Source organism: Ruegeria sp. D6 (assembly GCF_056534365.1).
Genome location: NZ_JBQFPH010000005.1, coordinates 91,955 through 106,193, shown reverse-complemented (window position 1 = coordinate 106,193; position 14,239 = coordinate 91,955). Strand labels below are relative to the sequence as shown.

The following is a 14,239-nucleotide window of genomic DNA, read 5'->3' as shown; positions in this document are numbered from 1 at the left end:
CTAAACTCGGGTACATGATGCATCCTGCCGATTTGCCGGAAACGGTATCCGTTTTCCCTTTGCCCGGAGCGCTGCTGCTGCCACGGTCTCGCCTGCCGCTGCATATTTTTGAGCCGCGCTACCTGCAGATGCTGGACGACGCGCTGAAAACGCAAGAACGCCTGATCGGGATGGTGCAACCGAATACCTGTCAGGGGGACGAAACTAAGTTGCACCAGATTGGATGCGCTGGACGGGTCACCCAGTTTTCCGAGACCGAAGACGGCAGGTATCTGATTACGCTGACGGGAATCTCTCGGTTCAGGGTCAAATCAGAGTTGGACAGTTTCACCCCGTATCGCCGGGTTTCGGTGTCTTGGGACGGGTTTGACCGTGATCTGGGCAAGGCCGAGGTAGATGACGGTTTTGATCGGAACAGGTTCCTGCGGCTGTTGGAACGATTTTTTTCGTCCCGTCAGTTGTCCACCGATTGGGACACAATGAAAGATGCCGATGATGAGCTTTTGGTCAATTCCCTGTCGATGATGCTAGAGTTTGACCCCGAGGAAAAGCAAGCCCTGCTTGAGGCCCCCTGCCTGCGCACCCGGCGCGAGACATTGGTGACATTAATTGAATTCGCCATGCGCGGCGGATCGAATGAGGAAAAACTGCAATGAGCGATACCGAACACGCCTTTGACCGCCATATGCTTGAGGCGTTGATTTGTCCGCAGTCCCACACGACGCTGCACTATGATGCCGAACGGCAAGAGCTGGTGTCAAAAGCCGCCGCTCTGGCCTTTCCAATCCGCAACGGTATTCCAGTGATGCTAGTGGATGAGGCCCGAGAGCTGGACTAGATCGGGTGTCCCTGCAGCAGTTTCGGCAGGTCTCCGGTCAGACCTGCAGCCTCGCGCACGAAACCTCGGCGCAGCCCGGGCAGCGATCCGACGATACCCATTCCAATATCCCGACCTATGCGGAGTAGGGGATTATCGTTCGAAAACAGCTTGTTGAACATATCAGTCGCCATCGCAAGCGAGGCTGTGTCGAACCGGCGCCACTCTTGATAGCGCTCCAGCACAAGCGTTGATCCGACATCCTCGCCACGTCGTCCCGCAAGGGTCAGAACCTCGGCCAATGCACCGACATCACGCAGACCTGCGTTCAGGCCTTGCCCGGCGATGGGGTGCATGCCATGGGCGGCGTCTCCGACCAAAGCCAACCGGTCCGAGATGAAGGAATTTGCGATGGTCAGGTTCAACGGGTATGTGAACCGGTCACCCTGCAGGCGGATATCCCCCAGGAAATCGCCAAAGCGCGGGCGCAGAACTTGTAGGTAATCTGCCTCGGGCAGCGCATTGATCTGCGCGGACGTATCAGTGCGTTCGCTCCAGACGATGGAACTGCGGTTCCCGGTCAGCGGCAGAATCGCCAACGGGCCGGGGGGCATGAAGAACTGATGGGCGATACCGTGATGCGGTAGCTCGTGTTCAATGGCGCAGACCAGAGCGGTCTGGCCATAGTCCCAGCCGGTTCGCTTGATTCCGGCGCGCATAGCGGTCCCGCTGCGGCGGCCATCGCAACCCACCAGAAGGCTGCCGGACAAGGTGGACCCGTCATCCAGTGTAAGTGTTGCTCCGTTTGCCGAGATGTCCTGAGACACGACCGTTGTTCCGCTGATTTCGGTAACCCCGTCTTGCTCGGTCATGGCCTCCAGAAAAGCCCGCCGCAGGTGGCGATCTTCAACCATATAGCCCATCGGGCCTTCTTCGATCTCGGCATGATCAAAATGCATGAAGAACGGGGAAGGTCCGGCACCGGCATGGCCATCCGTTACCTTGATCTCCAGCATCGGCTGGGCGTGCTCTTCCACCTTTTCCCAAACGCCTATCGCTTCGAGCAGACGTTGCGACGCCAATGCAAGCGCATAGGCGCGCCCGTCGAAGGCCGCATTCTTGCGCACTTTCTCTGCCAGAGCGTCAACAACCGTGACTGAATGCCCGGTTTGGGCCAGCGCCAGCGCAAGGGCAGGGCCGTTCAGGCCACCACCAACGATCAGGATATCGGATCTGTGTTCCATGTGCTGCAATATGCGCGCCCTTTCGGGATTGTCCATGTGCGGTCCTGTCGCTACCGTCCGATCACGGAATTACTCGGGAGGGGACCGGATGCAAGACTGGTTGACCATGACGGCATGTGATTTGGGCCGTGGTATCGGAATGGGGCAGATTGATCCGGTTGAACTGACAGAAACTTATCTGAGCGCGATTGACGCCCATCCACATCGCGATCGGATCTATGCCCGGGTGACCCACGATCGCGCCCGCGCCGAGGCCCTTGCGGCGCAAGAGCGGGCCAAGCTTGGCCTGCGTCGGTCTTTGTTGGATGGCGTCCCGATCAGCTGGAAAGACCTGTTTGACACGGCAGGCGTAGGGACCGAGGCCGGTTCGGCCCTGTTGGAAGGCCGCGTGCCCGAATCCGATGCGCACGTAGTGCGGAACGCGACCGCGATGGGTACGGTCTGTCTGGGTAAAACGCATATGAGCGAATTGGCGTTCTCGGGTTTGGGCCTCAACCCAGTGACGGCTACGCCTCCATGCGTGAATGACGAAGAGGCCGTACCCGGAGGTTCGTCCTCAGGGGCAGGGGCCTCGGTGGCTTGGGGGCTTGCTGCAGGCGGCGTTGGCTCGGACACGGGTGGATCGGTGCGGATTCCCTCGGCCTGGAACGATCTGGTGGGGCTGAAAACCACGGCGGGGCGCGTTAGCCTTGAGGGCGTCGTGCCGCTGTGTCTGAAATTCGATACCGTTGGGCCTCTGGCGCGATCAGTTGAGGACGCCGCACATATGCTTGCCGCGCTTGAGGGCACCGCCCCGGCTGATCTGCGCGGGGCGTCATTGATCGGTCGCCGCTTTGCTGATTTGCAGAACGTCGCCAAGGACGATCTGCGCGAAGCTCCAGCCAACGCCTATGATGAGGCGCTGGCGCGCCTGAAAGAGGCCGGGGCCGAGATCGTTCCGCTTGACGTGCCTGAGCTGAACGAAGCGATGAGCCTGTCGGGTGTGCTCTATACAACCGAAGCCTACGGCTTGTGGCGAGATGTGATAGAAGCGAACCCCGAAGCGATGTATCCCGAAATCCTTGAACGGTTCCGAATGGGCAAGGCCTATTCCGGCCCCGATTACGTGGCTGCTTGGTCGAAACTAACCGCTTGTCGACAGGCTTGGGATGCGGCCACTGCGGGCTTTGACGCCGTGCTTGCGCCGACGGCCCCGATCCTACCGCCCAATCTCGACCGGTTGATGAATGATCATGACTACTATGTTACCGAAAATCTCTTGGCTCTCCGCAACACCCGGATCGGCAATCTGATGGGGCTTGCGGCACTGACTTTGCCCACGGGAACACCCGGTTGCGGGCTGATGATGTTGGGCTATCCGGGGTCGGAAGAGGCCTTGTTACGGCTCGGGTCAGCAGCCGAAAGCGCTTTGACCTGAATGCCACAATCCCCTGATTCGGCACCTCTTTGTCTGGACGAAGCCCGGGTCGATCTGTAATCTGCCATAAAACGGGGCGCAAAATGACCCCGAAATTGAGGCAGTATCATGAATTTCCCCGAGCGGTTTTCGAACCTACCGGAATACGCATTTCCGCGTCTACGCGCCCTGTTGGATCATCATCAGCCGGGTGGTGAAGTCGTTCACATGACCATTGGCGAGCCCAAGCATGATTTCCCTTCTTGGGTGACTGACGTGATCATGGAAAACGCCGCCGGGTTTCAGGGCTATCCCCCGAACGAAGGCTCACCTGAATTGCGCGCAGCGATCACGGGTTGGATCAACCGCCGCTATGGTGTGTCGATGGATGCAGATGCCAATGTGATGGCACTGAACGGTACGCGCGAGGGTCTTTATAACGCTGCAATGGCGCTCTGCCCCGAGCAGAAAAATGGGCAGCAACCGATCATTCTGTGCCCGAACCCCTTCTATCAGGTCTACATGGTTGCCTCGATTTCGGTCGGTGCGCAGCCATATTTCGTGCCGGCAACCTCTGCCACTGGCCATTTGCCAGACTATGCAGGCCTGCCCGAAGAGGTTCTGAACCGTACTGCTGTAGCCTATATCTGCTCGCCCGCGAACCCTCAGGGGGCGGTCGCCTCGCGCGATTACTGGGTCGAGCTGATTCAATTGGCTGAAAAGTACGATTTCCGCATTTTTGCCGATGAATGCTATTCCGAAATCTACCGCGACGCCGCGCCGGTTGGCGCGCTGACCGTTGCGCAGGAACTGGGTGCTGACCCCGAACGTATCACGCTGTTCAACTCTCTGTCCAAGCGGTCGAACTTGGCCGGGTTGCGGTCGGGGCTGATCGCAGGTGGACCTGAAACAATCAGCCGTGTCAAACTGTTGCGCAGCTATGCGGGTGCCCCTTTGCCCGCCCCGCTGCAGGCCGCCGCCGCCAAGGTTTGGGCGGATGAAGCGCATGTGCAGGAAAACCGTGCGCTGTATCAGGAGAAATACGCCGTCGCGGATGAGGTTTTCGCAGGCGTACAAGGCTACATGCCGCCCGAGGCCGGGTTCTTCCTGTGGCTGCCGGTCGAAAACGGTGAAGAAACCGCATTGAAGCTTTGGCATGAAACCGGTGTTCGGGTTCTGCCGGGCGCATATCTTTCTCAAGGTGATCCGGGGCAAAACCCGGGCGAGCAATTTATCCGGGTCGCGATGGTGGCCCCAAAAACAGAGATGAAGCGCGGGCTAATTACACTCCGCGACTGCATCTATTCGTGAGGTACGAGGGCAAAATGGCATCATATAACGCGCGAAACCGTGACCCGCTGCTGGACAGCAACACGCAAGCCGCCATTGAACGGCGTAGCAAAGAACTGATCGGGATCGCTTTGATCCTGTTGGGGTTGGCCGCTGCAGCGATGATCTGGTCCTATACGCCCGATGATCCAAACTGGATGGTTTCGACCGATGCGCCTGTGCAAAACTGGATGGGGCGCGTCGGGGCCTCAATCGCCGCACCGTTGTTTATGATCGTAGGCTGGGGCAGCTTGGGCGTTGCTCTCGTTCTGATCACATGGGGTGTGCGCTTTGCGGGTCATTTAGGTGAAGACCGTGCCATTGCCCGCCTGATTTTTGCGCCGATCTGGATCGCCGTTCTGGCTGTCTATGCAGCGACTCTGGTACCGGGTGCTGAATGGCGGGCGACGCACAGCTATGGCTTGGGCGGTCTATTCGGCGATACAGTGATGGGCGCGATTTTGACTTTGTTGCCGATCTCATCGCATTTCCTGGTCAAGCTGATGTCGCTGGCGATGGCGGTCGGTATGCTGGCTCTGGGTGTATTCGTGTTGGGTTTCGGCAAAGCGGACGTTCGCAATGGCTTCCGGGCGTTTCTGTTGGGACTGGTCATGGCCTATGATCTGTTGATGAACGCGCTGGGACGCGGGGCATCGGCGACAGCGCGGGCAGCACGGGACCGGAAGGCCCAATGGGCCGAGCGCAAGGCCGAACGTGCAGTTCCGGTTCAGGCGGATTTTGACGACGACCTGGCCTACTCTGATCCGGTCTTTGAAGACCCTGAGGTTGAAGCGCAGGAACCTGTCGCCAAGACAGGCCTTCTGGCTCGGATGCCTTCCCTGATCCGTCGCCCTGACCCAATGCCCGAGCCTGAGTTGGTCGAAAACGTTGCGGTCGAAGGGTATTACGACATGCCGGGTGAGGATCGCATCCGGTCCAAGATTTCCGCCGCTGTACGCAATCGTAAAGTGGCCGCTGGTGTGCTAACGCCCGAACCCGATCCCAACTTGCCATTGACCAAAGGGCGGGGCAGGGGACCGGACCCGTTGATTTTGAACTCTGGCGCGGCAGGCGAGTTGCCGCCCGAACCCCCGATGACCTCTGCAGGTTTGCCACCCGAACCACCGCTGACAGCAGGATCTGATGTTGATGCGCTGGCGGCTGACTCCGAGGCTGATAATTGGATGCAGCAGGACTATGTTTCCGAACCGGACTATGATGATGAGACCGTGTTTGATGATGCCCCCGAACCCGCGCTCCAACCGAGACAGGCTGTCAAGATTCCTGTCGCTGAGCCGCGTAAACCTGTAGTAGCTCAACCGGTCCGACGCACTCCTCCGCCTTCGCGCAGGGCGCAAGCCGAAGCACAGCCGACACTTTCTTTCGAGGAACGGCATTCCGACTTCGAACTGCCACCGCTGGGCCTTCTGTCCAACCCTGCAAGCATCCAACGCCATCACCTAAGCGATGAAGCGCTCGAGGAAAATGCGCGGATGCTGGAAAGCGTGCTGGATGACTACGGCGTCAAGGGTGAGATCGTCAGCGTCCGCCCCGGTCCGGTTGTGACCATGTACGAATTGGAGCCTGCACCGGGTTTAAAAGCCAGCCGTGTGATCGGTTTGGCTGACGATATCGCGCGCTCAATGTCGGCTTTGTCCGCGCGGGTTTCAACTCTACCGGGGCGCTCGGTTATTGGCATTGAACTGCCCAATGAAAACCGTGAGATGGTGGTGCTGCGCGAAATTCTCGCCAGTCGCGATTTCGGCGATGGTAACCATGCGCTGCCCTTGGCGTTAGGCAAGGATATCGGCGGTGAGTCCGTGGTGGCGAACTTGGCAAAAATGCCTCACCTCTTGATCGCTGGTACGACTGGTTCCGGTAAGTCGGTGGCAATCAATACGATGATCCTGTCGCTGCTTTATAAGCTAACGCCGGATGAGTGCCGCCTGATCATGATCGACCCCAAGATGTTGGAACTGTCGGTCTATGACGGTATCCCGCACCTGCTCTCGCCCGTTGTGACCGACCCGAAAAAGGCGGTTGTGGCCCTGAAATGGGTCGTGGGCGAGATGGAGGATCGCTATCGCAAAATGTCCAAAATGGGCGTGCGCAATATCGCGGGCTACAATGGCCGCGTGAAGGATGCGCTGTCCAAGGGCGAGATGTTCAGCCGCACGGTCCAGACCGGCTTTGACGATGAAACCGGCGAGCCAATGTTCGAGACCGAAGAATTCGCGCCCGAAGCAATGCCTTATATCGTTGTGATCGTCGACGAAATGGCCGACCTGATGATGGTCGCGGGCAAGGAGATCGAGGCCTGCATCCAGCGTCTGGCGCAGATGGCGCGGGCTTCGGGCATTCACCTGATCATGGCCACTCAGCGCCCCTCTGTTGATGTGATCACCGGGACGATCAAGGCGAACTTCCCGACCCGGATTTCGTTCCAGGTGACTTCGAAAGTCGACAGTCGCACCATTTTGGGCGAGATGGGTGCCGAACAACTTCTGGGGCAGGGCGACATGCTGTATATGGCGGGCGGGGCGAAGATCACCCGTTGTCACGGTCCGTTTGTCTCGGATGAAGAGGTCGAAGAAATCGTCAACCACCTGAAACAGTTCGGTCCGCCGGCCTACATGAGCGGCGTGGTCGATGGCCCGGCCGAGGAAAAGGCTGACAATATCGACGCTGTTCTGGGCCTGAACACGGGTGGCAACACGAACGGAGAAGACGCCCTTTACGATCAGGCAGTGGCGATTGTGATCAAAGATCGCAAATGCTCGACGTCCTACATTCAGCGAAAACTTGCCATTGGCTACAACAAAGCTGCGCGGCTTGTTGAGCAGATGGAGGACGAAGGCGTTGTTTCCGGGGCAAATCACGTTGGAAAACGCGAAATCCTCGTCCCCGAGCAGTAAGATATTTAATAACAAGGGCAGAACGCCTATCTGGGTCCTATGAAACAGATTGCTTTTGCCCTTGCTCTGACACTGGCTGCGCCCGCCGCGTGGGCGGCTGAAAAGCTGCCACTGTCGCAAATCTCTAACTACCTGAACCAGATGAAGACGGTTCAGACCACATTCACGCAGGTGAATGATGACGGATCGCTTAGCACCGGTAAGCTGTGGCTCGAGCGGCCCGGAAAAATGCGGTTCGAATATGATCCGCCCAACAGCGCGGTAGTTTTGGCGCGGTCGGGGACGGTGCAGATCTTTGACCCGAAATCCAATCAGCCGCCCGAACAGTACCCGCTGAAACGCACACCGCTGTCACTGGTGTTGGCGCGGAATGTCAATCTGGGGCAAGCCAATATGGTCGTTGGGCACGATTTTGACGGGACCGCTACGGTTGTGACGGCTCAGGACCCCAAGAACCCGGAAAGCGGGCGGATCGAGTTAATGTTCACATCCAATCCGGTTGAGCTGCGCAAATGGGTGATCCACGATAACGCTGGAAGTCAAACGACCGTACTGCTGGGGCCGTTGACTGAAGGCGGAAATCTCGATTCCAGCGTGTTTTCAAGCAAAACCCGTATCAGGTCAGACGATCGCTGACCTGACAGGGTTTGTTTAGTAACGGCAGTTCGCCAGCTGCGCCTGATACAGTTGCGCTCGGGCGTCTACATCATTCGCAACGTTCAACAGCCAAGATTTGCTGTTGTAGCTGCCGCGCGCGTAGCCGGTTTGCCCTTCGTGATAGGCCAGGTATTGGTTACGCGCGTCGGTGGGATGAATCCCGTTCCGCTCATAGCTTTTGTTCATGTACCAGCCAATGAAATCCGACGCATCACGGATGCGATCCCGCTTGGCGCGGCGTTTGCCGGTTTCGCGTTGATACTGCTCCCACGTGCCATCAAGTGCCTGACCATAGCCGTAAGCACTGCTTTGGCGACCCATCGGGATGACGCCCAGCACGTATTTGTGCGGTGTGCGCGCATCTGCGCGATAACGGCTTTCTTGGTAAATCGTGGCCATCTGAACGTGAACGGGGACACCCCATTTGCGCTCGGTGCTTTTGAAAGCCTTGATATAATCGGGTTTTTCGCGCGCAATGCTGCACGCGTCATTCAGTCTGCTCGGTGGCTGTTTGGACCCGCCACCACAGGATGCCAAAAGCAGCACCCCGAAGAGTAGGAAAAGAATTCTGCTCATGTGCCTCGTGCCTTTTTTCTTTATTCTAGCGCAGATTGAGCTCTGAGGAAATCACAATCGTTACAGAATAATAGCGAGAATTATCGGTAATGCGGCGACCGACAATACTGTCGAGACCATGACCATGCCTGCAACCGCGTCGGAATCCACATCAAACCGCTCTGCCAGCAGGTATGAGGTGACGGCGACCGGCGCACACATTTGCAAAACCAGAACTCCGAAGGCTACAGGACCCAGTCCAAAACTGATGGCAAGAGTCCAGCCCAACCCGAAGCACACCGCGAGTTTCAGCAGGGACAACCATATAGCCTGTTGCAGCTTCTGTGTTGTCAGGCGTGCAATCGCGACCCCAAGGGTGATCAGCATCATAGGCACCGCCATCTGGCCCAACAGTTCCAGCGTGTTGGTTAGAAACAGTGGCGTCTGCCATCCACGCCACAGAAACAATGCCCCCAGCAGCGTGGCCCAGACCATCGGCTCGCGCAGAACCTTGCCAAAGGCGCCGCGCCCCGCGACCAGATAGATACCGTAGGTAAAAGAAAACAGAGCCGTAACGGCCAAAAAGATCACCGCGAAACCCAACCCAGCCTGCCCAAAGGCAAAGATGCACAAAGGCAGGCCCAGATTCCCAGTGTTACCGAAGATAAGAGGTGACAGATAGGTCCGCTGCTCAAGCCCTGAGGCACGTACAATGACCCAGAAAACCACCGCCAAAGCAACATGTGATGCAATCGCAGCGAGCGTGAAAACGGTCAATTCACCGCCAGGAATGTCGGTTTGCATCAAAGCTACGAAGATCAGGCTGGGCACTGCAAGCGTCACCGCAAACCGCGTGACAAATTGTAACCGATACTCGAAGCCGAGCTTGACCCACGCAAACCCGATCCCGGCCAGAAGGAACACCGGGGCAACGATTTCGAACACTGTTAGGAGTAGGTTCACAGACTGTTTCCCCGAATTTCAGCTCATTGGTTGGCTTTTCTGCCCGAAAAGATGTACTAAATGCTTTGGGGGCCGAAACAATGCTAAAGACACAAGCCAAGTACCGCCTGGGACAGGTGGTTCGACACCGTAGACACCCTTTTCGAGGGGTTATTTTTGATGTCGATCCGGAATTCTCGAACTCGGAGGAATGGTATCAGGCCATTCCTGAAGACAGTCGCCCGCTGAAGGATCAGCCGTTCTATCATTTGCTGGCTGAGAATGATCAATCCTTCTATGTCGCTTATGTTTCAGAACAAAATCTGGTTGAGGACCAATCGGGTGAGCCGGTAGACCATCCCGATATCCCCAACATGTTCGGCCCGTTTCAGGATGGATCTTATCCGCTGCACTTTCAGTTGAACTGAATATGTCCGTCATAATGGCGTGTGTCAGTAGCCTAATGCGCAACCATCTTTACGGGGATCGCTAGCACCTTCCAGAACTCCGTTTGAACAGATTCGAATGGCTTGCGCACCACCCAGAGACGTTTCCGGTATTTGGACAGTGTGCCCCATATCGGATAATTGTTGCAGAACGGCATCGGAATAGCCTCGCTCAATTTTCAGAACACCCCCATCTGCAAATGCCCGAGGCGCATCGATGGCTTCCTGCAGCTCTATGTCGAAATCCGTGAGATTTGACACTAGCCGCGCGTGTCCGGTTGGTTGATAGGCACCTCCCATGACACCAAAGGGCATCGCGATGCGGCCTTGGGCGCGCAACATTCCCGGTATGATTGTGTGCATTGGTCGCTTTCCACCGGCAAGCTCATTTGGATGACCGGGTTCGAGGTTGAAACCAGCACCCCGATTCTGCAGCAAAATGCCGAACTTTTCCGAAGCGATGCCCGACCCGAACCCGTGGTAGATCGAATAAATAAGTGAAACGGCCATGCGATCCCGGTCAACCACGGTGATATAGACGGTGTCTTTGTGAACAGACTCGGTCAAGGGAGCGGCGGCAGCCATGGCGCGTTTCGGATTGATCAGCGCGGCAAGTTGGGCGGCTGTCTCAGGTGCAAGAAAATGAGCCATCCGCGTGCTGTGGTCGGGATCGGCGATGAAACGATTGCGTGCGTCGTAGGCCAGTTTGCTGGCCTCGGCTTCGATATGTACGCGTTCAGCCCCCCAAGGGTCCATTGCGGCCAGATCGAAGTGCTTCAAGATATTCAGCAACAGGATTGCCGTCGCGCCCTGACCATTCGGTGGGTGCTCGACCAGTTCGACACCGCCATAATCTCCGCTGACGGGCACAGTTTCATCGCTTTGCACGGCCGCGAAATCCTGCGCAGTCTGTACTCCACCCAGATCGGAAAGGGCCGCAAGCATGTCATCGGCAATCTCACCAGAATAAAATGCCTTTTGACCGTGTTGGGCCACGCGCCGAAGAACTTCTGCCTGACCGGGGGCGCGAAAAACCTGCCCGGTTTGCAGGGGTTTGCCGTCAATCAGGTAATGATCACGGGCCGCGCCTTGCAGGGTGGATGCGCCGTTCTTCCAATCAAAGGCAACGCGTGGAGCCACCGGAACACCTGACTCGGCATAATGGATTGCGGGTTGCAGGATTGCTTCCAGGCCCAGCCGACCTTCGGTTTTTGCTAAACGGCAGAATGCCTCAACCGCTCCGGGAATTGTCACGGCATCCGGGCTGGTCTCGGGAACCGAATTTGAACCGCGATCCCGCAATGCCTGTGCATCCGCTGCTGCCGCGGCCCGACCCGAACCGTTTAGTGCGCGAACAGTCTGCTCGCCTGCGCGATTGTACAGAACAAAGCAATCTCCACCCAAGCCGGTCATTTGCGGCTCGCAAATTCCCAGAAGCACTGCGCCTGCAATGGCTGCGTCCATGGCATTGCCGCCCTGCTGCAGAATATCCAGCGCGATTTTGGCGGCCAACGGATGGGACGTTGCGCACATCCCTTCGGTTGCCAAAACTTCAGAACGGCCTGTCTTGTGAAAATCGCGCATGGGTCTTTCCTTCTGCAAACACGCAGACACTAAGCCGCAGCTGGGAATTGTCCAATGCTATCAGAGGAAGGAGGTCCTCGGCGCCGCTCACTGGGTGGGGGCTGTGACGCTAGGCGCCGAGGGAAGCTATCTGAGCTACCCCTTACTTATGACCTTTGTTTGCGGCGCGACAATGGTTCGATCTAGGCCTTATTGTGGCCATTTGATGCCTGCTAGGGCATCTCGTCAAAGTCGAACCGCAAGCAGAGCAGGTTCCCGCCGCTTTTGCGTTCATATTGTATGTCGCTGGCAAGTTGATGAATCAGGTGCCAGCCAAAGCCGCCCTCGGGCAGGTCCTGCAAAGCAGTGTCGACAGATGGTGGAGTGCCGCTCGGTATCCGCAATTCAGGCATCGGGTCGCCGGTATCGGTGATCTGAATCACCAGCTTCTTTGCACATAATGAGCAATCGATTTGAACGTCAGCGGCGGCCACCCCGGCATAGGCATGTTCGACCACGTTGTTGATCGCTTCCGTCAGCGCGATTCTTACGTCATCTGCTTTGCTTTCCGGCAATCCCTGCGCCGCCAGCCGTGCGCTTAACGCCGCGATCCCTGCGCTGGCCTGCACTTGTGTCGCGGGAAAGCTCACCTCCAGGCAGTTTTGTTTGCAATTCGAGCACACGCTGTTCCACCTCTGCCGATCGTCAGTCTGCACCAGCGCCGATCGCCTCATCCAGCGATTTGAACAGTCTGAACACGGTGTCCATGCGGGTCAGGCGGAACACTTTTTCAACGATCGGGCGCAACCCGGCCAGATCCAATCTGCGCCCTTTCTCCAATTGTTTCATCGAGGCGACAATGGCGCCCAGACCGCTGGAGTCGATGAATTCGACAGAAGACAAATCCAACACCACCCGTTTGGCAGGGGTTTGGGTTTCCGCGCGCATATCTTCCTTGAATTGAATCGCCATCGCGGCATCAATTCGATCACAATGAACGGATATTATCTGTGTCTCGCCGGTGATCTCGCTGCTGAGCCCCATGTTCGTCCGCCTTTGGCAATGCAAAATGATGGTAGAAATACGCTAGACGGTAATTCTTACCATTCGGTATCCATAGGCTGGAAAGTTCAAGGAGATTTCGGATGAACGAGGTTGTGATAGCAGGTGCCGCGCGTACACCAATGGGCGGCTTTCAGGGCATGTTTGACGGCGTCGCCGCTGCTGATCTGGGCGGTGCTGCTATCCGCGCAGCGCTGGAGGGTGCTGGCATTCGGACCGTGGATGAGGTGCTGATGGGCTGCGTCCTGCCTGCCGGCCAGGGACAGGCCCCGGCGCGTCAGGCTGGGTTTGCCGCCGGTCTGGGAGAAGATGTACCTGCCACAACGCTCAACAAAATGTGCGGTTCAGGCATGAAGGCCGCAATGATCGCGTTTGATCAGATCGCTTTGGGCCATACTCAGACCATGGTCGCTGGCGGGATGGAGAGCATGACCAACGCGCCCTATCTGCTGCCCAAGATGCGCGGTGGCGCCCGGATCGGACATGGGCAGGTCGTCGATCACATGTTTCTGGACGGGCTCGAAGACGCCTATGACAAAGGTCGGCTAATGGGCACGTTTGCCGAGGACTGTGCCGAATCCTATCAGTTCACGCGCGAGGCGCAGGACGAATACGCCCTGCGATCGCTTTCGAACGCGCTGTCCGCGCAGGAAAATAATGCGTTCGACCAGGAAATTACACAGGTCAAGATTCAGACTCGTAAAGGCGAGGTTGTGCTGGACGCGGATGAGCAACCAAAATCGGCGCGGCCCGAGAAGATACCCACACTGAAACCAGCCTTTCGCAAGGATGGAACGGTAACGGCGGCCAATTCTTCTTCGATCTCGGATGGCGCAGCCGCCCTTGTGCTTGCCTCGGCAGAGGCGGCAGAACAGCAGGGCCTGACCGTGCGCGCACGAATTCTTGGCCACGCCAGTCACGCGCAGGCACCGGGGCTGTTCACAACTGCTCCGGTTCCGGCAGCGCAGAAATTGTTGGACCGTATCGGTTGGAAAAAAGAGGATGTCGATTTGTGGGAGGTTAACGAAGCCTTCGCCGTGGTACCGATGGCCTTCATGCACGAAATGGGCTTGTCCCGTGAGATCGTGAATGTGAATGGCGGCGCATGTGCGCTTGGCCACCCGATAGGTGCCTCGGGGGCTCGGATTATGGTCACGCTGCTCAATGCGCTGGAAAAGCGAAATCTCAAGCGCGGTGTCGCTGCAATCTGCATTGGCGGCGGAGAAGGGACGGCCATCGCAATAGAACGCGTTTGACGCTTTGTCTTTTTGCAAATACTCGGGGAATTGGCGGCAGCGCCCGCAGTTCCCCGG

At 57.5% G+C, this 14,239-nt stretch carries 14 protein-coding genes; 8 read left to right on the top strand and 6 right to left on the bottom strand.

All coding sequences use genetic code 11. The annotated features are described in order from the left end of the window. Positions 1–14 precede the first annotated feature (14 nt). Entirely contained in the window at positions 15–656 is a 642-nt protein-coding gene (locus ACR0A1_RS16510; protein WP_170398861.1) for an LON peptidase substrate-binding domain-containing protein, read from the top strand. Beyond that, positions 653–838, top strand: a complete 186-nt coding sequence (locus tag ACR0A1_RS16505) for a Trm112 family protein (protein ID WP_480868411.1) — start codon at positions 653–655, stop codon at positions 836–838. Before ACR0A1_RS16510 ends, ACR0A1_RS16505 begins: the two co-directional genes overlap by 4 nt. Here the strand turns inward: ACR0A1_RS16505 and ACR0A1_RS16500 are convergent. Then, a complete protein-coding gene (locus tag ACR0A1_RS16500) occupies positions 835–2,097 on the bottom strand; it encodes an FAD-dependent monooxygenase (RefSeq protein ID WP_480868409.1) in 1,263 nt (420 codons plus the stop codon). The genes ACR0A1_RS16505 and ACR0A1_RS16500 overlap by 4 nt on opposite strands. Positions 2,098–2,149: 52 nt before the next feature. Between ACR0A1_RS16500 and ACR0A1_RS16495 the strand changes: the two genes are divergently transcribed. The 4 genes from ACR0A1_RS16495 to ACR0A1_RS16480 all read left to right on the top strand — a co-directional run bounded on the left by ACR0A1_RS16495 (position 2,150) and on the right by ACR0A1_RS16480 (position 8,337). After that, complete coding sequence (locus ACR0A1_RS16495; protein ID WP_170818417.1) at positions 2,150–3,478, top strand: amidase family protein; 1,329 nt, start codon at positions 2,150–2,152, stop codon at positions 3,476–3,478. A 108-nt stretch (positions 3,479–3,586) separates the two neighbouring features. Beyond that, a complete protein-coding gene (locus tag ACR0A1_RS16490; RefSeq protein WP_480868407.1) occupies positions 3,587–4,768 on the top strand; it encodes an aminotransferase class I/II-fold pyridoxal phosphate-dependent enzyme in 1,182 nt (393 codons plus the stop codon). Positions 4,769–4,782: 14 nt separating this feature from the next. Further along, a complete protein-coding gene (locus ACR0A1_RS16485) occupies positions 4,783–7,701 on the top strand; it encodes a DNA translocase FtsK (RefSeq protein WP_480868405.1) in 2,919 nt (972 codons plus the stop codon). 39 nt (positions 7,702–7,740) lie between these two features. Continuing rightward, a complete protein-coding gene (locus tag ACR0A1_RS16480) occupies positions 7,741–8,337 on the top strand; it encodes a LolA family protein (RefSeq protein ID WP_170398828.1) in 597 nt (198 codons plus the stop codon). 15 nt (positions 8,338–8,352) lie between these two features. Here ACR0A1_RS16480 and ACR0A1_RS16475 read toward each other — a convergent pair whose 3' ends face one another. Continuing rightward, positions 8,353–8,934: a transglycosylase SLT domain-containing protein gene (locus ACR0A1_RS16475; protein ID WP_480868403.1), complete on the bottom strand. Its 582-nt coding sequence runs from the start codon at positions 8,932–8,934 to the stop codon at positions 8,353–8,355. Positions 8,935–8,994: 60 nt separating this feature from the next. Beyond that, a complete protein-coding gene (locus tag ACR0A1_RS16470; RefSeq protein WP_480868401.1) occupies positions 8,995–9,876 on the bottom strand; it encodes an AEC family transporter in 882 nt (293 codons plus the stop codon). 80 nt (positions 9,877–9,956) lie between these two features. Here ACR0A1_RS16470 and hspQ point away from each other — a divergent pair, with 80 nt between their 5' ends. Beyond that, the gene (gene hspQ / locus ACR0A1_RS16465; protein ID WP_170398818.1) at positions 9,957–10,283 is read left to right on the top strand and encodes a heat shock protein HspQ; all 327 of its coding nucleotides are present in this window, start codon (positions 9,957–9,959) and stop codon (positions 10,281–10,283) included. Positions 10,284–10,307: 24 nt separating this feature from the next. On the opposite strand, the gene ggt is transcribed toward hspQ, so the two are convergent. From ggt to ACR0A1_RS16450, 3 genes are all read right to left on the bottom strand, one after another. Next, complete coding sequence (gene ggt, locus ACR0A1_RS16460; RefSeq protein ID WP_480751848.1) at positions 10,308–11,885, bottom strand: gamma-glutamyltransferase; 1,578 nt, start codon at positions 11,883–11,885, stop codon at positions 10,308–10,310. Between the two features lie 212 nt (positions 11,886–12,097). After that, a complete protein-coding gene (locus ACR0A1_RS16455) occupies positions 12,098–12,514 on the bottom strand; it encodes an ATP-binding protein (RefSeq protein ID WP_370644320.1) in 417 nt (138 codons plus the stop codon). A 55-nt stretch (positions 12,515–12,569) separates the two neighbouring features. Then, a complete protein-coding gene (locus ACR0A1_RS16450; RefSeq protein WP_480590898.1) occupies positions 12,570–12,908 on the bottom strand; it encodes an STAS domain-containing protein in 339 nt (112 codons plus the stop codon). Between the two features lie 101 nt (positions 12,909–13,009). Between ACR0A1_RS16450 and ACR0A1_RS16445 the strand changes: the two genes are divergently transcribed. Next, positions 13,010–14,182 carry an acetyl-CoA C-acyltransferase gene (locus ACR0A1_RS16445; protein WP_170508881.1) on the top strand — a complete coding sequence of 391 codons (1,173 nt, stop codon included), beginning with the start codon at positions 13,010–13,012 and terminating at the stop codon, positions 14,180–14,182. Positions 14,183–14,239: the final 57 nt, after the last annotated feature.